Origin of the sequence: Streptosporangium sp. NPDC050284 (assembly GCF_044459525.1) — a bacterium.
GTDB lineage: Bacteria > Actinomycetota > Actinomycetes > Streptosporangiales > Streptosporangiaceae > Streptosporangium.
Genome location: NZ_JBITIZ010000024.1, coordinates 59,423 through 76,570, shown reverse-complemented (window position 1 = coordinate 76,570; position 17,148 = coordinate 59,423). Strand labels below are relative to the sequence as shown.

The window sequence follows — 17,148 nt, the reverse complement described above, 5'->3', positions numbered from 1 at the left end:
CGTCACTACTCCGTAAGAGTTGACAGGCCTTGTCGACCTTAGCGTTCTCAAACATGAAGATCGATGTTGTGCTCCCGTGCCTGGACGAGGAGACGGCTCTGCCGTGGGTGCTGGAGCGCATGCCCGACGGTTACCGGCCGATCGTGGTGGACAACGGTTCCACGGACGGATCGGCGCGGGTCGCGGCCGAGCTGGGAGCGCTGGTGGTGAGTGAGCCCAGACGCGGGTTCGGTGCCGCCTGTCACGCGGGACTGCTCGCCTCGACCGGCGAGGTGGTGTGCTTCATGGACGCCGACGCGTCGCTGGACCCGGGCCAGCTCCCTCGGGTGACCGAGCCGGTCGTCTCAGGTCGCGCCGACCTGATGCTCGGCAGGCGGGTTCCCGTGCTGGGAGCGGCCTGGCCGCTGCACGCGCGGCTGGGCAACGCCTTTCTCGGCCGGCGGCTGGCCGGGCGTACCGGCACCAGGCTCCGCGACATCGGACCGATGCGCGCCTGCCGCCGCGCGGACCTCCTCGCCCTGAACCTGGCCGACCGGCGTTTCGGCTACCCGTTGGAGATGGTGCTGCGCGCGGCCGACCAGGGCTGGCGGATCGCCGAGACCGGGGTGGACTACCTGCCTCGCGCCGGACGGTCCAAGGTCACCGGCACCGTACGCGGCACGCTGCGCGCGATCGGTGACATGCGCAAGGTCATGAGCGAACCGGGCGGCGCGCGATGACCGGCGACCGGAACGCGCCGCGGCGGGACCCGCACACCCGCGACGCCCGGAACACGACGCGACAGAGCGCGCCCTTCAAGGACGGCGGCCCGAACACGACACGGCGAACCGCGCGCCCCCGGGACGGCGAGCGGCGTGACGTGGTCGGCGCCGGGCAGGGCGGCCGGGCAGGTGGAGGTCAGGCCGTCCAGGCGGGCGACGGCCAGATCGTCGTCATCGCCAAGGAGCCGGTGGCGGGCGAGGTCAAGACCAGGCTCACCCCGCCGTTCAGCCCCGAGGAGGCCGCGACCCTGGCCACCGCCGCACTGGCCGACACCCTGGGCGCGGTGGCCGACGCTCCGGCACGCCACCGGGTGCTGGCGCTGCGCGGCGACGTCGGCCCCTGGCTGCCGCCGGGTTTCACCGTCCTGCCGCAGCGGGGTGCCGGGCTGGACGAGCGGCTCGCCGCCGCCTTCGAGGACGCGTACCACTCCCGCCCCCTGCCCGTGGTTCTGATCGGCATGGACACCCCGCAGGTCACCCCGGCGCTCCTGACCGACGCGATGGCCGGGCTCGCCACCCGCGACGCCGTGTTCGGCCCCGCCGCCGACGGCGGCTTCTGGCTGCTCGGCCTGCGTCGGCCCGACCCCGCGCTCCTGCTCGGGGTGCCGATGTCGCGGCCCACGACCGGCGCCGCCCAGCTGCTGCGGCTGCGTGCGGCGGGCCTGTCGGTGGGCATGCTGCCCCTCCTGCGGGACGTGGACACCGCCGACGACGCCGCGGCGGTCGCGGCCCAGGCGCCCTCGTCCTGCTTCGCGACCGTCCTCGCCGCGCTCGGGACGAGGGCGATCCGGTGACCGGGCGACCGTACGACGCGCCGCCCGCCGCCCGGAGGGCACAGGTGATCCGGTGATCGGGCAGCTCTACGAGAAGTCCCTGGCGGGCGCCACCGTCGAGATGGAGTACGCCGACGGCAGGACCGCGCCCCTCGACGCGGCCCGCTGGCTCGCCCCGATCGACGGGGACGAGGCCATGCTGTCGCGGTGCGCGGCCCCCACCCTGGACGTCGGGTCCGGTCCCGGCCGCCTCACCGTCGCACTCGCGCGGCGAGGCGTTCCCGCCCTGGGCGTCGACATCGCCCCCTACGCCGTCCGGCTCACCCGGCGCGCGGGAGGCCGGGCGATCTGCCGCGACGTCTTCGACCACCTGCCCGGTCACGGCCGCTGGGCCACCGTGCTGCTCGCCGACGGCAACATCGGGATCGGCGGCGCCCCGGACGCCCTGCTGCGCAGGGTCCGCGAGCTGGTACGGCCCGGGGGCGAGGTCATCGCCGAGGTTCAGCCACCGAGCGTGTCGGGCCGCGTCGAGCATCTGCGGCTGCGCGGCCGCGAGCTAGCCGGCCCGTGGTTCGGCTGGGCCACCGTGTCCGTCTCCGACCTGGGAACCCTCGCCGGGCGTAATGGTTTCTCCCGGGTGGACTCGTGGAAGGAGGCCGGAAGGTGGTTCGCGAGCCTGCGCTGACGGGGAAGGTCCACCGGAACGCCACGCTCGGAGGGCGTCGTTCTTTTCCTCGGCGTTGTGCCGCTCGAACGCGTCGGGAGGTGACGCACCGCGCCTTCCGGCATCACAGGTCGGCGACGACGCTCGCCATATGACATGCCGATGGACAGCGGTGGATCGAATTCGTCGATTATCGACAAAGGCTCACCGGAGGTGAGCCGACGGCGAACGGGGCATCCCGTCTCCCGGAGCGCTGCCCTGCGGAGGAGAATCGATCCCCTTGTCCGGGGAACTCTCGTGTCGTGCGGATCCCTTAGCGCCTGAAGACAAGCCGCCACGGCATCAGGGCCGATTCCCACTGCACCCGGAGGCTCATCTTCGAGTCACCCGCCCGGCGGTCGGAGAAATGGATGGGGATCTCGACGATCGTCATTCCGGCCCTGATCGCCCGATAGTGCATCTCCACCTGGAAGCTGTAACCCCCCGAGGAGATCGTGCCGAGGTCCAGGGCGGTGAGGCTTTCCGCCCGCCAGATCTTGAACCCGGCGGTCACGTCCCGCAGCCCGAGGCGCAGGATGGTGCGGACGTAGAAGTTCGCCCACCTCGACAGGGCCCGCCGCCACAGGCTCCACTCGGCGGCCAGCGTCCCGCCCGGCACGTACCGGCTGCCGATCACGCACGCCGCCCCCGTCGCCCGCACGGTCTCCAGCAGACGCGGAACGGCGTCGACGGGGTGCGAGAAGTCGGAGTCCATCTGCACCACGAACTCCGCCCCCGCCGAGAGCGCGGTCTCCATGCCGTCGACGTAGGCGCGCCCGAGCCCCTCCCTGACCTGCCGGTGCACCACGTCGACCCGGCCGGGGTGCGCGGCGGCCAGTCGGTCGGCCACCTGGCCCGTACCGTCCGGGGAGTCGTCGTCGACCACCAGGATTCGCAGGCCGTCGAGCGGCAACGCGAGCAGGGCCTCCGCGATCGACGGAAGGTTGTCCGCCTCGTTGAACGTCGGGATCACGACGGTGACGGTGGCCATGGTCGGGGTCAGGGCCTTCCGGGATCGATGGTCGGATGTTCTTCGTCGCGAACGACGTGGCGCCGCCTTCCGGTGATGTCCGACACCGGAAGGGACGAAGATCAACCCAATGCTAGCGGCCGGCGGCCCGGCCGCGCCGTTCCCCTCCCGACCGAAGGTCACCGCACGTCGTGTCGCCATGAGTATGAGCAGTAAAAACCCATTGCGCTCACATCAGGTCGACGTATTCTAAAGGATCATCCATTCATAATGGAACCGGGCGGCGACCGATTATCGCGGGGACATTATGCGGGCCGAATCCATGTCGGCCGGCCAACCCCTGGAAATCGCCTGTGACGAGTCCGGTTCGGAGGGTGAGAATCTCATCGGGGGGAACGCCGATGTCTTCACGCACGCCGGCCTGTGCCTGGACGTCGAGTCGGCGGCCGGCCGCATTCGGGAGATACAAAAAATGGCGCCCTCTCCAGCGGTGGAATACAAGGCCGATCTTCTGCTCCGCGAGAAGAACAGGCCGGCGAGGTACCGGAACGGCGCGGAAGACAGCGTCGGACGAGCTCAACGGCCGGGGTGACGCGGAGCTCACCGTCCTGCTGCGACCGTACGTGGATCCGTTCTCGGCCTGGGGAGACGACCGGAGCCGGCCCCTGCTGGAGCCCGCCCCCGGCACCCGTTCGCAAGGCCCGGGCGACTCCCCCCGGCGTGCGACCAGGTTGCATTACTGGATAGCGATAGTATCTAATACTGGATAGTTCAACTATCCGAGTAAGAGGTGCGTCGATGTCCGCATTCGTGGTTGAAATCGTTCTCGTGGCCGCCACCCTGGGCTTCCGAGCGCTGGGCGCGCTCGGCGCCCGCCGCTTCGCCACCTGGCCGGTGAGCGCGGCACACGGGATGGCCGCCATGCTCGTCGTCACCGCCACCGCGCACTTTGTCCCGGCCGAGGTGACCTTCATGCCCAACCACGCCGACCTGGTGCGCATGGTGCCGCCCGTCGTGCCGTTCCCCGGCGCCGTGGTCTACGCGACCGGCGTGCTGGAACTCCTCGGCGCCGCGGGACTCGTGGTCGCCGCGACACGCCGGGCCGCCGGGATCGGCCTGGCCGCTCTCTACGTGCTGCTGCTTCCCGCCAACGTCTATGCGGCCGTCGCCGACGTCCCCTTCAACGGCGACGAGGCGACGCCCCTGTGGCTCAGGGTCCCGCAGCAGATCCTGTACATCGCCATCGCGCTCTGGGCGGCCAGGTCGGCCGACACCACCCTGACCCGCCCCGGCTGGACCACGCGATCTCTCCGCGCCGAGAGCTCGGAGTCCGCGGCCCGCTGAGCAGCGGACGTCTCGCGGGACGGACCGCCGTCCGGCGCCAAGACCGTGCCGCGAGAAAGAAAGAGAGCGGCCCGGCCTTGGCGACGAGTCCGGGACGGCGGCCCTTCTCATTCCTCCCGCAGCCCCTCCGGCCGCAGCGTCCGGCGCAGGATCGGCCGGGCGGCCCGCGCCACCAGCACCGCGGCCAGCACGCCGATCCCCACCATGAGCATCGCCCGGGCGGCGGCGACGGAGAGCGCCGCCGGCAGGTAGATGTCCGCCAGCGGCAGGACGACCACTCCCACCCCCGCGACGGCGGCCACGACGCACACCGGCAGCGCCGCGATGAGCGCCTGCCGGGTGAGGACCCGGCCCAGCGCGACGCCGGGCACGCCCGAGGCGGCCAGGGCCGCGAACGAGCGCCGGTGATCCAGCAGGTCCTCCGCCTGGTGCACCACGAGGGCGGCGGCCGAGGTGACCAGCGCGATCAGCAGGGCGAGGTCGACGAGCAGATAGGCCACACCCCAGGAGTGATCGATGCCGCCCCGGAGAAGGATCTGCCCCTGCTGAGCACCGACCGCGGAGCCGAAGAACACGGTCAGCCCCACCACCGCCAGCGCGCGGGCCCACCCCCGGGGGTCGGCCCCGACCATCCGGGCGGCCAGCAGGGTCTCCGCCGCCCCGGTGCGGTCGCCGATCCGCCGGGCGGCGGCCCTGATCAACCACGAGGCGGCGAGGACCAGACCGAACAGCAGGAGCACCATGCCGGCGGCCATGGACAGCGCCGCCCCGTACGGCACGACGGGGATTTTGTTCTTGAGTCCGGCGACGAACATCACGGCACCCGCCGCGGCCAGCGCCAGGTCGGACGCCCTGGGACCGGCCGGGGGTGTCCGCCGGACCACGCCCAGCGGTGAGGTCACCACGTGCCGTCCCGCCCTCAGCCCGGATATCGTCCCGGCGAGCAGCACCACCGCGAGGATCGCCAGGATCTGCGCCGGCGGGACACGGGGTACCGCGCCTTCCAGTGACCACGCCGGCACCAGGTGCGCCACCAGGTACAGCGCGACGCCGGACACCCCGCCCAGCAGGGTCCGCCACCCGCTCTCGTACGCCCCGAGCAGGCGCACCTCGCGCGGCGTGGCCCCGGCCAGCCGGAGCGCGGCGAGCCTGCGCTCCCTCGTCGCGGCGGCCAGCCGGCTCACCTGATGGACGAAGGCCATGGTGGGCACGACCAGCAGGGCCAGCGCCAGCGCGGTGACGAGCCGTGCGTCCCTGCCGGAGAAGAAGCCGAGATACTCGATCCGCCTCTCGACGAGAAAACCCTCGGGGTGGCGCGAGACGCCGAGTCCGAACGCCAGCAGGTTCGCCGCCACGCACAGCAGGAAGGTCGCGAGCGCCGCCCCCACGGCCATGAGACGCCCCCGTACCCGCTCGCGCCGCGACCCACCCCTGGCGAGCATCCGCATCACGGTGATCACACGGTCACCCCGGCCATCCTGCCGTCGCGCAGCACGATCTCCCGGTCGGCGTAGGCGGCCACCCGGTTGTCATGGGTGACGATCACCAGGGTGGTGCCGTCCGCGCGCGCCGTGCCGACGAGCTCGTCCATCACCCGCTCACCGGCCAGCGAGTCGAGCGCGCCGGTCGGCTCGTCGGCGAAGACCACCCGCGGACCGGTGACCAGGGCGCGGGCCACGGCGACCCGCTGCAGCTGTCCGCCGGACAGCTCGCCGGGGCGCCGGGCCGCGCAGTCGGCCACCTCCAGCCGCTCCAGCCGGGACCGGGCGGCCAGCAGCGACTCCTGGCGTCCGTGCCGGTTGAACAGCAGCGGCAGCGCCACGTTCTCCTCGGCGGTCAGCTCGGGGACGAGCCCGCCGGACTGGAAGACGACACCGAAGCTCTCCCTGCGCAGCTTCGTCCGGTCGGCGTCGTCGAGGGTGTCGACGCGCCGCCCGTCGAAGTGGACCTCCCCCGACTCGGGACGGATGATCCCGGCCAGGCAGTGCAGCAGGGTCGACTTGCCGGAGCCACTCGGGCCGGTGATCGCGACGATCTCCCCGTCACCGATCTCCAGGGACACGCCGTCCAGTGCGACGGTCCTGCCGAAGGTCTTGCGTAACGCACGTGCCTCAAGCATCGATCTCCTCCTTGAGATCCGCGAGTCGTTCCATGGCCGTCTCGATCCAGCGCAGGTCGGCGTCGAGGTGCTGGAGGGCGTAGTCGGCGGCGAGCGCCTGCGCGGGGGACCCCGAGGCCCGCTCCGCGGTGAGCTCGCGCATCCGCGCCAGGTGGGCCGCGCGCTGCCTGACCAGGTAGCCGTCGGCGGCACCTCCGGCCACGATCGCCACCACCACGCGCGAGACGAGCGTGCTGGAAACGTGCGGCGCGGGTGTCTCCACCTGTTCCAGCCACCGGGTCAGCTCGGCCAGACCTTCCTCGGTGAGCGCGTACACCGTGCGCTCGGGGCCGCTCTCCTGCACGGTCTCCGCCACCTCGGCGAAGCCGTCCCTCTGCAGGCGCTGCAATGTCGCGTAGACCTGCCCGTACGCGAGCGGCCTGGCGCCCGGGAGGCGCTGGTCGTGCTCGCGTTTGAGTTCGTACCCGTGCTTGGGCCGCTCCGCGAGCAGCCCGAGCATCACGTGTCCTGTCGACATGATCGGAACTATACATTCAATACATACACTGAGCGAATAGAGGGATGCCGATCACCTTGCGCCAGGGGGGGCGAGCGCCGGTGTCGTCAGAAGAGGCCCCGGCAAAAGGTGCACCCGTGAGGCCGGTCGTCACATCGGCGGGCCCGGCTGCGTCACGCGGAAGGCCTGCGCGTGCTCGGCCACCCAGTCGCGGAAGGTGCACCCGGTCGCGGAAGGTGCGCGCCGCGTTCCCGGTGACCTTCCGTACCCGCACGGAGTCCTCGCACGGAGTTCTCGCACGGAGTTCTCGCACGCGGCGACCGGAAAACGTGGCGTTGCTCCGATGCGTTTGTGGCACTACGGTTAACTTTGTGACTGCCGGGTCGGCCTTGGGCCAACAGCGAGTAGGGCACCCGGCCGAGGCGTGAGCCCCGGGCGGGCCAGAGGCCCTCCCCTCTTTTTCCTTTTGCGCTTTCAGCGCGATGCTTCCCCGTGGACGCGACCCGGATCTCTCCTCCGTGCTCTCCACGTCTCATGTGGCCACGCGCGCGGTTCCCGTCGGCTTTCCACGTTCCGCATGACGCCACATGCTCTCGCGGTGCCGGTCGTCGCCGGTCACCGCGGGTTTCGCGCCCTTCGTGAACCGGCCCCGGCGGTGAATCGCCGGCCGGGCCGGTCGCCCGGCGCGCCTTCCTGATTTCCCGCACCACGGTCGCGGTCGCCTCGTGGTGATTTCGTCCTGCCCATCGGACGTTCCTTCGTCATGCCCGCGAACAATCGCGGGACCATCGATCCCGGAGAAGAAAACAGAGAATGCCCAACGAATTCAACCAGCAGATCATCGAGGAGTTCCGCGCCAACGGCGGGCGGGTCGGCGGCCCCTTCGAAGGTGCCCGGCTGCTCCTGCTCACCACCGTCGGGGCACGGTCCGGCGCCCGGCACACGACCCCGCTCGGCTATCTTCCCGACGGTGGTGACCGGGTTCTGGTCATCGCCTCGGCAGGGGGTTCGCCGAACCACCCCGCCTGGTTCCACAACCTGGTTGCCAACCCTCTCGTCACGGTCGAGGACGGCATTTTCACCTACGAGGCGCGGGCCGCCGTCCTGGAGGGCGCCGAACGCGACCGCGTCTTCGCCCGCGCGGCCGAGGCCGACCCCGGGTGGGCCGAGTACCAGGCCAAGACGGCGCGTGTCATCCCGGTGGTCGCCCTCCAGCAGGTCGGCGGCGGGCCGCCGAACGCGTCGTCGGCGGGCGCGGCCCTCAGAATGGTCCACGAGGCGTTCCGGCGAGAGCTCGCCCTGATCCGCAAGGAGGTCACCGATTCGGGTCCCGGACTGGGCGCCCAGCTGCGGGTGAACTGCCTCACCCTCTGTCAGGGGCTGCACAACCATCACACCGGTGAGGACATCGCGCTGTTCCCCTTCCTCACCGGGCGCTATCCCGAACTCGCCCCGACCCTGGAGCGGCTGAGCCGGGAACACGAGAAGATCGCGGCTCTCATCGAGGAGTTGCGGGAGGTCATCTCCACCGAGGGTGCGGATCGGCTGCTGGTACTCCCCGAGGTCGAGCGGCTCACGGACGAGCTGGAAAGGCACCTGAGCTACGAGGAGGAGCAGTTGCTCCCGATCCTCGACGCGTAGAACCCCGCCGCCCGCGTACCGGTGACGTTCGCCGTCGGCCGGTACGCGGGTCACGCGCCCCGCGTCCGCTCCTCAGGCCCGCCACTCCCCTGTTTGCCGATTCGGCAACTAAGTTTGCCGGACTCGGAGGAGTGGGCGCAGTATTCACGGCGAACGGAGGTTTCACACATGACCGTACAAGCGGAACAGACCGTGACCGCCACCCCTGCGGGTGAGGAGCGGCGCTACGACGTCGTGGTCGTCGGCGGTGGCGCGGCCGGGCTGAGCGGGGCGCTGACCCTGGCCCGTGCGCGGCGCTCGGTGCTGGTGATCGACGCGGGCCGGCCGCGCAACGCTCCGGCGTCACACGTGCACTCCTACCTGACGCGCGACGGTACGCCCCCCTCGGAGCTGGTGGCCGCGGGGCGCGCGGAGGTGACCCGCTACGGCGGCGAGATCATGCGGGGTGACGTCGTGGCGGCCGAGCGCCTGGACACCGGAGGTTTCCGCGTCGCCGTCGACGGCGGGATCTCGGTCGTGGCGGACCGGCTGCTCGTGACCACCGGTCTGGTCGACGAGCTGCCCGAGGTGCCGGGCCTGAGGGAACGCTGGGGGCGCGAGGTCCTGCACTGCCCGTACTGCCACGGCTGGGAGGTGCGTGATCAGGCGATCGGCGTCCTCGCCACCGGGCCGCTCGCGGTTCACCAGGCCCTGCTGTGGCGGCAGTGGAGCAGGGACGTGACCTTCTTCTCGCACACCGCGCCCGAGTTCGGCGCCGAGGAGTACGAGCAGCTCGCCGCCCGCGACATCGCCGTGGTCGACGGGCCGGTGACGGCGCTGGAGGTGGCGGACGACCGGCTCAGCGGCCTGCGTCTGGCCGACGGCCGGGTGATCCCCCTTCAGGCTCTCGTGGTGACCCCGCGCTTCACCGCCCGCTCCGGCCTCCTCACCGGCCTGGGCCTGGAGACGACCGACCAGGAGATGGGCGGGCACGTGGTCGGCAGCTACGTCGCCGCCGACCCGTCCGGGGCGACGGCGCTGCCCGGGGTGTGGGTGGCAGGGAACGTCACCGCACTGACCGATCAGGTGATCGGTGCCGCCGCGGCGGGCGGGCGTGCGGGCGCCGCGATCAACGCCGACCTGGTCGCCGAGGAGACCCGCCGGGCCGTCACCGCCCGCCGCGACTCCGACCGGCACGAGCACGCGCGGGAGGGTGTCGTCCCCGAGGAGGAGTTCTGGGACCTCCGCTACGGTGAGAGCGACCGGATCTGGAGCGGGAACCCCAACGTCGTCCTGGTCCGCGAGATCACCGGTGTGGAGCCGGGCAGTGCCCTGGACCTGGGATGCGGCGAGGGCGCCGACGCGATCTGGCTCGCGCGGCAGGGGTGGCGCGTCACCGCCACCGACATCTCCGGTGTCGCGCTGGAACGCGCCGCCCGGCACGCCGCGTCGGCGGACGTCACCGACCTTGTCGACTGGCAGCGGCACGACCTGGGAGTCTCCTTCCCCGAGGGCGTCTTCGATCTCGTCTCCGCCCACTTCCTGCACTCCCCCGGCGACATGCCACGAGAGAAGATCCTGCGGACCGCCGCCTCGGCGGTCGCGCCCGGCGGGACGCTCCTCATCGTCGGGCACGCGGGATTCCCCGCCTGGGAGCACAACCCCCATCCCGACGTGCACCTCCCCACGCCGCAGGAGGTGCTGGAAAGCCTGGAGCTCACAGAAGGGGAGTGGGAGGTGCTGCTCTGCGAGGAACACGAGCGGATCCAGAACGACCCCGAAGGACAGCCCACCACCCGCACCGACAACGTCCTCAAGGTCCGGCGCCTGAAGGGCTGAACGGCGGCCCCTTCCCGGGGCCGGGTGTCTCCCGTACCTCGTGAGACGAGGTCACACGACGATCGCCTGGGCGAGGGCGAGGCCGAGGAACACCGCGCCGAGACCGGCAACGACCGAGGCGACGACGTTGACCACGACGAAGAGGACCGCGCCGGTCTCGGCGAGCCGCAGCGTCTCGTAGGAGAACGTCGAGTACGTGGTCAGCGCCCCGCAGAAACCGGTGCCGAGCAGCAGTTGCACGCCGGGGCCCACCGCGCCGGACAGCGCCGTCCCGGTCAGGGCTCCCAGGATCAGCGAGCCGACCACGTTGACGGTGAAGGTGCCCCAGGGGAAGAGCGTGTCGTGGCGGGCCTGCACGGCCCGGTCCGTCAGATAGCGCAGCGGCGCCCCGACGGCACCGCCGAGCAGCACCGCGAGCCAGTTCTGCGGCCCGCTCACGTCGCCGCCCCGGTCCCGGGGCGGACGACCTCGACCTCGTCCAGGGTGGCCAGCCCTTCGGTGAGGAGGTCGTCCAGCCTCGGCAGGAAGGCACGGATCTGTTCCTCGGTGTCGATGATCGTGACGATCACCGGCAGGTGGTCGGCCATCGACAGCAGTCGGGTGGTGTGCACCATCGAGGTGGCGCCGAAGCCTTCGATGCCGCGGAAGACGGACGCCCCTGCCAGCCCGGCGGCGTGGGCTCGGTGCACGATCTCGGTGTACAGGGGCCGGTGGCGCCAGGTGTCCGTGTCGTCGACGAAGATCGTCAACCTCAGTGCCCGTCCGGCTGGAATCATCGCGTTCCCCTCTCCACCCTCGCTGCCCCCGCCAGGAGCCTGCGGGTGGTCCATGCGCCGGCCGTCACCGCGACCAGGGCCGCGGTGACCGTCACCGCCAGGTAGCCGAGTGCCGGGCCGATCCGGCCGGCGGAGACCAGGCGCTCGATGTCCAGGCAGTAGGTGGAGAAGGTGGTGAAGCCGCCCAGCACCCCGGTGGCCAGGAACGGCCGCGCCCAGGTGGGCGCCGTCCACGCCTCGGTGAGCACGACCATGAGAACACCGACCAGCAGGCAACCGGCCGCGTTCACCGTCAGCGTCGTCCATGGGAAGGAATCGGCCGCGGTCGGCCACAGCAGGGCGGCTCCGTAGCGGGCACCCGCGCCGATCGCGCCACCGGTGGCGATCACCGCCAGGACGGCGCGATGGGAGCGACGCGACTCGCCGCCCCCGCGCGCACCGGGTGGATCGAGGTCGGGGTCGATGTCGGGGTCGACGGGCTCGGTCGCCACCGTGAACCTCACCTGGTCCGGACGCATGCCTCTCCCTACACGCGGGGAATGCCCGGCACGACCGCACGGGCACCACCTGTCACGGTAGGGACCGTTGGCGGCGGGTGCCGCGGTTGGGAGCGGCGGGCCCCACCGCCGCGAGGCCCGACGGATATCGGCGGACTCCTCGTTCCCAGCCTAGCGCGACCGCTTCACGATCATCCGTACGGCCACTCCCCGAGGCCCGTGTCGCGGAAAATCACGGAAAGGGAGCCGCGGACCGCCATTCGGGTGAGACAGGATCTCGTCGCTCGGAGAGCCCTCTGTCCTACGGTGCCGCGCTCCTCACGTCCGTTCTGCGGTCGCGCCACCAAGGCCGGCGCGCGGAGCCGTGACGCCCCCGGCGGAGTCCCCACCGGTCATGAGCCGGTCCAGCACGGTGGCATCCGTGCTCACCCGGTTACCGGCGTCGAAGGAGCGGACGTGGACACGCCTCCCGACGGGCTCGCCGTCGCCGAGCAGGGCGAGCGTCTCCTCGTCGCCGTCGGCGGTCTTCGCCAGGAAGCGGCGGCCATCGGCCTCGAGCCTCCCGATCACGATGCCGACGCGGGTGCCGTCACGCCGGTGCCTCACGGTGTAGGTCTCGATCGTGCCCCGCCCGTCGGCCCGGACGGCCTGCGGAACGGCGGGCCAGGCGTCGATCTCGGCCTGAAGCTCGGCGCTGCGATCCTGGCGCCACCCGGCGGGGGCGGTCGAGTAGACGCCGACCGAGTACTTGCTCAGCATGCCGCCGTTCGCCCCCACCATGCCGTACGAGCCGGGTCTGGCGCGGAGCCTCTGAACGATCTCGGCTATCGCGTGCGTCGAGTAGTTGTTGCCCGCTCCGCCGAAGAAGGGAAGTCCTCCGGTGACCGTCAGCCCGCGCGGGTCGTCGGCGGCCAGGCCGAGGCCGTCGCAGATGTTGGAGACGGCGATGGGAAAACAGCTGTACAGATCGATGGCGTGCAGGTCGTCCACCCCGATGCCCGCCAGGTCCAGGGCGTGCCGGGCGGCCATCACGGAGGCCGGTCCCGCAGCGAGGTCGGCCCGGTCCAGCAGGTCGCGCTCGCGCAGGTCGGCATGGCCGTGCAGGAAGACCCACCTCTGCGCGGGGACGCCGAGACGCCCGGCGTCGGCCACGGACATCAGCAGGACGGCCGCCCCCTGGTTGACCTTCTCGCGCGCGACGAGGTAGCGGGTGTAGGGATCGGCGATGAGCCGGTTGCCCTCGGTCGGGGTGACCAGTTCCCCAGCATCGCGTTCGACGGGCACGGCGGCGTGCGGGTTGGCGGCGGCGACCCTGGTGAACGGGGCGAACAGCGCCCCCATCCCGGCCGCGTACTCCCGCCTCGTCTGCCCGAGTCGGGCCCGGCGCGCGTTGTCGAACAGCGCGTACTGGCTCGGCGCGCCCGCCAGCCCGTGCGCGGCCAGGAACCGGGAGACGAGCCCCTTGAGCCCATAGCCGCGATCCTCTAGATCACCTTCGACGGTCTCGCTGAAATCGGGTCTGTCCTCGGCCCCTGCCAGGTGCAGGGCCGTCGAGATCGCCTCGGATCCGAAGATGAGGGCCACCCGCGAGGAGCCCGCCGCGATCGTCGCGGCGAGCTCGTTGACCAGGTGCTGGGGCGCCTGCCCGCCGGCCACCTCCAGGATCGCCCTGCCAGGGTTCGCACCCACTCGGTTCGCGACGGAGCGAGGGTAGTTGGTGGACCTGCCCAGCGGTGCGAGGGCGCCGGGCGCGGAGATCTCGAACTGGCGCACCCCCGCCACGGTGTCGACGGCGGCGGCGACGTCCACGGGGTCCGCGCCGGTGTCGGCGAGGGCCTCGTGGACGGCGGCCGCCGCGAGCTCGACGGGTGACAGGCGCCGGTAGTCGCGCTCGCCGATCCGCTCGGACGACTGCCCGACGCCCACGAGCACCGGCGTGCGGGGGTCGAGGTCCTCGAAGGTCATCTTCACGCTCCAGCGGATCCGGCGCCGGGGGGCGTCGCCACCCCGACGTGATGGTCACCCTGGTCACCCGTGATTTACAGCTAAATACCGCCCTTAAAGGATGGAGCGTATCTCCTTCCCCACGCGATCGCCGAGAGGTCGGACCGGCGGAGGTTCCGGGGACGAAGAGCCGCGCTCAGATCCTCACCGCAGCGTCCATGCAACTACTATTTGGAAACTTTCCTATTGACAAGCTTTCTGATCACATGTTTGATCCGAGGTAATTTTAAGGGGTGAAGTTACCAGGGCGTTCCTTCCAGCCGATGGGAGGGGGTTTCGGGGCCGTTCACCCCACCGGAAGCACCCCGTGGTCCGTGGCTTCAGGAGCGCGTGCCGCGGCCCGCGAAGACCTCCCAGAGAGAAGAGCCACCGTGACTCCGCAGCACCCCCCACCGCCACTCCCGGGCGCGGTCGCCCAGTCCTTCAGCCTGGGCACCCCTCCACCGAGCGGGAACAACCCCGACCTCGGCCCGAACGTGAGCATCTTCGACCCGTCGACGCCCACCGCGACCATCCAGGCCAGGCTCAACGCGGTCTTCAGCCAGCAGCAGACCAACCAGTTCGGTGGCAACCGCTTCGCCCTGCTGTTCAAGCCCGGCTCATACTCGGTGGACGCCAACATCGGCTTCTACACGCAGATCGCCGGTCTCGGCCTGTCACCCGACAACGTCACCATCAACGGCGCCGTGCACGCCGAGGCCGACTGGTTCCAGGGCAACGCGACCCACAACTTCTGGCGCGGAGCCGAGAACCTGTCGGTCACCCCGCCCTCCGGCACCGACCGCTGGGCGGTCTCGCAGGCCGCCTCGTACCGGCGGATGCACCTGCGCGGCAACCTGCAACTCGACGACGGCGGCTGGTCGAGCGGCGGCTTCATCGCCGACTCGAAGATCGACGGCCAGGTCAGGTCGGGGACGCAGCAGCAGTGGCTGTCGCGCAACGCCGAGTGGGGCGGCTGGACCGGTTCCAACTGGAACATGGTGTTCGTGGGCGTGAACAACCCGCCCGCGGGCAACTTCCCGAACCCGCCCTACACCAGGGTCACGACCACGCCAGTCGTGCGCGAGAAGCCGTTCCTGTACGTCGACCAGGCCGGCGCCTACCAGGTGTTCGTGCCGGCGCTGCGGACGAACTCCTCCGGCACGACGTGGACCGGCGGCAACCCTGCGGGCACCTCGATCCCGATCGGCCAGTTCTTCGTCGTCAAGCCCGGCCACACCGCGGCGGACATCAACGCGGCACTCGCACAAGGCCTGAACCTGCTGTTCACCCCCGCCGTCTACCACCTCAACGACACGATCAGGGTGACCCGGGCCAACACCGTCGTGCTCGGCCTGGGCCTGGCCACGCTGATTCCCGACAACGGTGTGACCGCGATGACCGTCGCCGACGTGGACGGCGTCAAGGTCGCCGGGCTGCTGATCGACGCGGGTACCACCAACTCGGCCATGCTGATGCAGGTCGGTCCCACGGGATCGTCGGCGAGCCACGCCGCCAACCCGACGTCGCTACACGACGTGTACTTCCGAGTCGGTGGCGCGGCCGTCGGCAAGGCCACCCAGAGCCTCGTCGTCAACAGCGACAACGTGATCGGAGACCACCTGTGGATCTGGCGTGGTGACCACGGCAGCGGCATCGGGTGGAGCACCAACACCGCCGCCAACGGACTCACCGTCAACGGCGACGACGTCACGATGTACGGCCTGTTCGTCGAGCACTACCAGCAACACCAGACCGTCTGGAACGGCAACGGCGGCCGGACGTACTTCTACCAGAACGAGATGCCCTATGACCCACCCAACCAGGCCGCCTGGATGAACGGGAGCACGCAGGGCTACGCCGCGTACAAGGTGGCCGACTCGGTCACCACGCACGAGGCCTGGGGTCTGGGCAGCTACTGCTACTTCAATGTCAACCCGGGGGTCGTGGCGGCCCGCGCGTTCGAGGTGCCGAACAAGCCGGGAGTCCGCCTCCACAACATGGTGACGGTCTCACTCGGTGGCGTCGGCACGATCCGCAACATCGTCAACACGACGGGCGGCCCGTCCAACTCCATTACCAACGTGGCCAACCTGGTCAATTACCCCTGATCGAATCTCCACCGCGGTCCGGAACCGCCCCAAGGCTCTGGCGAGGTCTCGGGGAGGTCCCGGAACGCGGCGTTCGCCCCGGCGACCGGAGGTCCGCCGCGGGGCCCGGTGGGAGGTCACGCGGTGGCGGACGGTCAGCAGGCCGGGGCGATCACAGTTGAGATCCGGTCACGGAGCGTCACGGGCCGTCGCGAGGTGCGCGAGGCACAGGTCGGGCTCGGCGAACGGTTCGAGCCGGTCCACGGTCACCGGGGAGCCGATTGCCGTCATCGCCCCCTGCATGAGCCCGAGGTGCAGCGGGCAGATCACCTTGGCTTGGGTCTTGACGAGTTCGAGGAACGGGCAGTGCCGCAGCCCGATCCGCCCGCCGTCGACCGCGGCTCGTTCCTCTGACCGCTCCTCCGCTTGTTCCTCGGGGGCGAACCCGAGGTCGTCGAGGAGGTGTACCAGCTCGCCCACCGCCTGCTCCCGCGTGGGGACGGCCGGCGAAGCCGACCGCCCGGCCAGGATGCCTCCCCACGTCCGCCCGGCCTCAGTCGCCCTGGCCGCGGGTTCCGGGCCGGCGGCCAGGTTGCCGGCCAGGATCTCGGCCAGCAGGCGATAGTTGCGCGGGCCGGCGTGATCCATCCCCGGCCGTGCACGGAACACCAACGGCGGCCGGCCGGGACCGGCAGGTGCGGCATGAACCCGCTCGATCTGACCGCTGTCGACCAAGGCGTCGAGATGGAAGCGCACCGTGTTGGGATGGACGTCGAGCCGCTCGGCGATCTCGACCACGCCGAGCGGCGCCCCGGACTCGCGAAGCATCGTCAGGATGAGCCGTCGGCGACCGGTCGGCGGCGCGAGCTGTCCGGCGGCCCGTACGGACGTCACGCCACCCATGGCGTCATCGGTCCCGTGCGGTCTCCTCGGCTCGGCCATGACCGGCTCACCTCCCTCTCCCCCGCGGCGGTGCCGCGACACGCTCGTCCGGCCGGACGCGAAGTCTCCGGCCGCCATCGTAGACGCGGCGGGCCGGACGCCCCTCCGCGAACGCCCGTTCCCGTCCGGCCCGGTGGGCCACGACTTGAGTTTATACAAAAAATACTTGTATAAATAGGGCCGACGGAAGGAAGCCACGTCTGAACAGGCTCGACGTGTGTCTCCACCTGAGCAT

At 71.1% G+C, this 17,148-nt stretch carries 17 protein-coding genes; 8 read left to right on the top strand and 9 right to left on the bottom strand.

Annotated features, from left to right (window positions below; translation table 11 throughout):
• The first annotated feature begins 53 nt into the window (after window positions 1-53).
• The 3 genes from ACIBH4_RS36250 to ACIBH4_RS36240 are packed head-to-tail and all read left to right on the top strand — an operon-like array spanning window position 54 to window position 2,219.
• Window positions 54-719 carry a glycosyltransferase family 2 protein gene (locus ACIBH4_RS36250; RefSeq protein WP_362520945.1) on the top strand — a complete coding sequence of 222 codons (666 nt, stop codon included), beginning with the start codon at window positions 54-56 and terminating at the stop codon, window positions 717-719.
• Window positions 716-1,555: a TIGR04282 family arsenosugar biosynthesis glycosyltransferase gene (locus ACIBH4_RS36245; RefSeq protein ID WP_362769844.1), complete on the top strand. Its 840-nt coding sequence runs from the start codon at window positions 716-718 to the stop codon at window positions 1,553-1,555. The genes ACIBH4_RS36250 and ACIBH4_RS36245 overlap by 4 nt, the downstream gene beginning before the upstream one ends.
• A gap of 52 nt (window positions 1,556-1,607) precedes the next feature.
• Window positions 1,608-2,219 carry a class I SAM-dependent methyltransferase gene (locus ACIBH4_RS36240; protein WP_362520953.1) on the top strand — a complete coding sequence of 204 codons (612 nt, stop codon included), beginning with the start codon at window positions 1,608-1,610 and terminating at the stop codon, window positions 2,217-2,219.
• 292 nt (window positions 2,220-2,511) lie between these two features.
• On the opposite strand, the gene ACIBH4_RS36235 is transcribed toward ACIBH4_RS36240, so the two are convergent.
• The gene (locus ACIBH4_RS36235; protein WP_362520956.1) at window positions 2,512-3,228 is read right to left on the bottom strand and encodes a polyprenol monophosphomannose synthase; all 717 of its coding nucleotides are present in this window, start codon (window positions 3,226-3,228) and stop codon (window positions 2,512-2,514) included.
• A gap of 286 nt (window positions 3,229-3,514) precedes the next feature.
• Here ACIBH4_RS36235 and ACIBH4_RS36230 point away from each other — a divergent pair, with 286 nt between their 5' ends.
• Window positions 3,515-3,799 carry a hypothetical protein gene (locus tag ACIBH4_RS36230; RefSeq protein ID WP_362520958.1) on the top strand — a complete coding sequence of 95 codons (285 nt, stop codon included), beginning with the start codon at window positions 3,515-3,517 and terminating at the stop codon, window positions 3,797-3,799.
• A 206-nt stretch (window positions 3,800-4,005) separates the two neighbouring features.
• A complete protein-coding gene (locus tag ACIBH4_RS36225; protein WP_362520962.1) occupies window positions 4,006-4,551 on the top strand; it encodes a hypothetical protein in 546 nt (181 codons plus the stop codon).
• 107 nt (window positions 4,552-4,658) lie between these two features.
• Here the strand turns inward: ACIBH4_RS36225 and ACIBH4_RS36220 are convergent, their stop codons facing one another.
• The 3 genes from ACIBH4_RS36220 to ACIBH4_RS36210 are packed head-to-tail and all read right to left on the bottom strand — an operon-like array spanning window position 4,659 to window position 7,187.
• Window positions 4,659-6,011, bottom strand: coding sequence for an FtsX-like permease family protein (locus ACIBH4_RS36220; RefSeq protein ID WP_362769842.1), 1,353 nt, complete (start codon window positions 6,009-6,011; stop codon window positions 4,659-4,661).
• Window positions 6,008-6,670 carry an ABC transporter ATP-binding protein gene (locus ACIBH4_RS36215; protein WP_362769840.1) on the bottom strand — a complete coding sequence of 221 codons (663 nt, stop codon included), beginning with the start codon at window positions 6,668-6,670 and terminating at the stop codon, window positions 6,008-6,010. Before ACIBH4_RS36215 ends, ACIBH4_RS36220 begins: the two co-directional genes overlap by 4 nt.
• Window positions 6,663-7,187, bottom strand: a complete 525-nt coding sequence (locus ACIBH4_RS36210; protein WP_362520973.1) for a PadR family transcriptional regulator — start codon at window positions 7,185-7,187, stop codon at window positions 6,663-6,665. The genes ACIBH4_RS36215 and ACIBH4_RS36210 overlap by 8 nt, the downstream gene beginning before the upstream one ends.
• A gap of 792 nt (window positions 7,188-7,979) precedes the next feature.
• Here ACIBH4_RS36210 and ACIBH4_RS36205 point away from each other — a divergent pair.
• Complete coding sequence (locus ACIBH4_RS36205) at window positions 7,980-8,807, top strand: nitroreductase/quinone reductase family protein (RefSeq protein WP_362520976.1); 828 nt, start codon at window positions 7,980-7,982, stop codon at window positions 8,805-8,807.
• 168 nt (window positions 8,808-8,975) lie between these two features.
• Window positions 8,976-10,625, top strand: coding sequence for a bifunctional NAD(P)/FAD-dependent oxidoreductase/class I SAM-dependent methyltransferase (locus ACIBH4_RS36200; RefSeq protein WP_362520979.1), 1,650 nt, complete (start codon window positions 8,976-8,978; stop codon window positions 10,623-10,625).
• A gap of 51 nt (window positions 10,626-10,676) precedes the next feature.
• Here the strand turns inward: ACIBH4_RS36200 and crcB are convergent, their stop codons facing one another.
• The 4 genes from crcB to ACIBH4_RS36180 form a co-directional block, all read right to left on the bottom strand.
• Window positions 10,677-11,063 (bottom strand): fluoride efflux transporter CrcB, encoded by a 387-nt coding sequence (gene crcB / locus ACIBH4_RS36195; RefSeq protein ID WP_362769838.1) that lies wholly within the window; start codon window positions 11,061-11,063, stop codon window positions 10,677-10,679.
• A complete protein-coding gene (locus ACIBH4_RS36190) occupies window positions 11,060-11,401 on the bottom strand; it encodes a DUF190 domain-containing protein (protein WP_362769836.1) in 342 nt (113 codons plus the stop codon). The genes crcB and ACIBH4_RS36190 overlap by 4 nt, the downstream gene beginning before the upstream one ends.
• Window positions 11,398-11,919 (bottom strand): CrcB family protein, encoded by a 522-nt coding sequence (locus tag ACIBH4_RS36185; RefSeq protein ID WP_362520988.1) that lies wholly within the window; start codon window positions 11,917-11,919, stop codon window positions 11,398-11,400. The genes ACIBH4_RS36190 and ACIBH4_RS36185 overlap by 4 nt, the downstream gene beginning before the upstream one ends.
• A gap of 297 nt (window positions 11,920-12,216) precedes the next feature.
• Window positions 12,217-13,863 carry an acetyl-CoA acetyltransferase gene (locus tag ACIBH4_RS36180; protein WP_362769834.1) on the bottom strand — a complete coding sequence of 549 codons (1,647 nt, stop codon included), beginning with the start codon at window positions 13,861-13,863 and terminating at the stop codon, window positions 12,217-12,219.
• Between the two features lie 410 nt (window positions 13,864-14,273).
• Between ACIBH4_RS36180 and ACIBH4_RS36175 the strand changes: the two genes are divergently transcribed.
• On the top strand, window positions 14,274-15,992 hold the full coding sequence (locus tag ACIBH4_RS36175; RefSeq protein WP_362520994.1) for an adenylyl cyclase: 1,719 nt from the start codon (window positions 14,274-14,276) through the stop codon (window positions 15,990-15,992).
• Between the two features lie 168 nt (window positions 15,993-16,160).
• Here ACIBH4_RS36175 and ACIBH4_RS36170 read toward each other — a convergent pair whose 3' ends face one another.
• Entirely contained in the window at window positions 16,161-16,913 is a 753-nt protein-coding gene (locus tag ACIBH4_RS36170) for a helix-turn-helix domain-containing protein (protein ID WP_362520997.1), read from the bottom strand.
• Window positions 16,914-17,148 lie beyond the last annotated feature (235 nt).

What these genes read in the sequence shown, in the direction of transcription:
- ACIBH4_RS36210 (WP_362520973.1), bottom strand. Translation starts at nt 7,187, where the DNA reads ATGTCGACAGGACACGTGATGCTCGGGCTGCTCGCGGAGCGGCCCAAG.
- ACIBH4_RS36235 (WP_362520956.1), bottom strand. Translation starts at nt 3,228, where the DNA reads ATGGCCACCGTCACCGTCGTGATCCCGACGTTCAACGAGGCGGACAAC.
- ACIBH4_RS36200 (WP_362520979.1), top strand. Translation starts at nt 8,976, where the DNA reads ATGACCGTACAAGCGGAACAGACCGTGACCGCCACCCCTGCGGGTGAG.
- ACIBH4_RS36185 (WP_362520988.1), bottom strand. Translation starts at nt 11,919, where the DNA reads ATGCGTCCGGACCAGGTGAGGTTCACGGTGGCGACCGAGCCCGTCGAC.
- ACIBH4_RS36250 (WP_362520945.1), top strand. Translation starts at nt 54, where the DNA reads ATGAAGATCGATGTTGTGCTCCCGTGCCTGGACGAGGAGACGGCTCTG.
- ACIBH4_RS36215 (WP_362769840.1), bottom strand. Translation starts at nt 6,670, where the DNA reads ATGCTTGAGGCACGTGCGTTACGCAAGACCTTCGGCAGGACCGTCGCA.
- ACIBH4_RS36205 (WP_362520976.1), top strand. Translation starts at nt 7,980, where the DNA reads ATGCCCAACGAATTCAACCAGCAGATCATCGAGGAGTTCCGCGCCAAC.
- ACIBH4_RS36170 (WP_362520997.1), bottom strand. Translation starts at nt 16,913, where the DNA reads ATGGCCGAGCCGAGGAGACCGCACGGGACCGATGACGCCATGGGTGGC.
- ACIBH4_RS36180 (WP_362769834.1), bottom strand. Translation starts at nt 13,863, where the DNA reads ATGACCTTCGAGGACCTCGACCCCCGCACGCCGGTGCTCGTGGGCGTC.
- ACIBH4_RS36225 (WP_362520962.1), top strand. Translation starts at nt 4,006, where the DNA reads ATGTCCGCATTCGTGGTTGAAATCGTTCTCGTGGCCGCCACCCTGGGC.
- ACIBH4_RS36190 (WP_362769836.1), bottom strand. Translation starts at nt 11,401, where the DNA reads ATGATTCCAGCCGGACGGGCACTGAGGTTGACGATCTTCGTCGACGAC.
- ACIBH4_RS36230 (WP_362520958.1), top strand. Translation starts at nt 3,515, where the DNA reads ATGCGGGCCGAATCCATGTCGGCCGGCCAACCCCTGGAAATCGCCTGT.
- ACIBH4_RS36245 (WP_362769844.1), top strand. Translation starts at nt 716, where the DNA reads ATGACCGGCGACCGGAACGCGCCGCGGCGGGACCCGCACACCCGCGAC.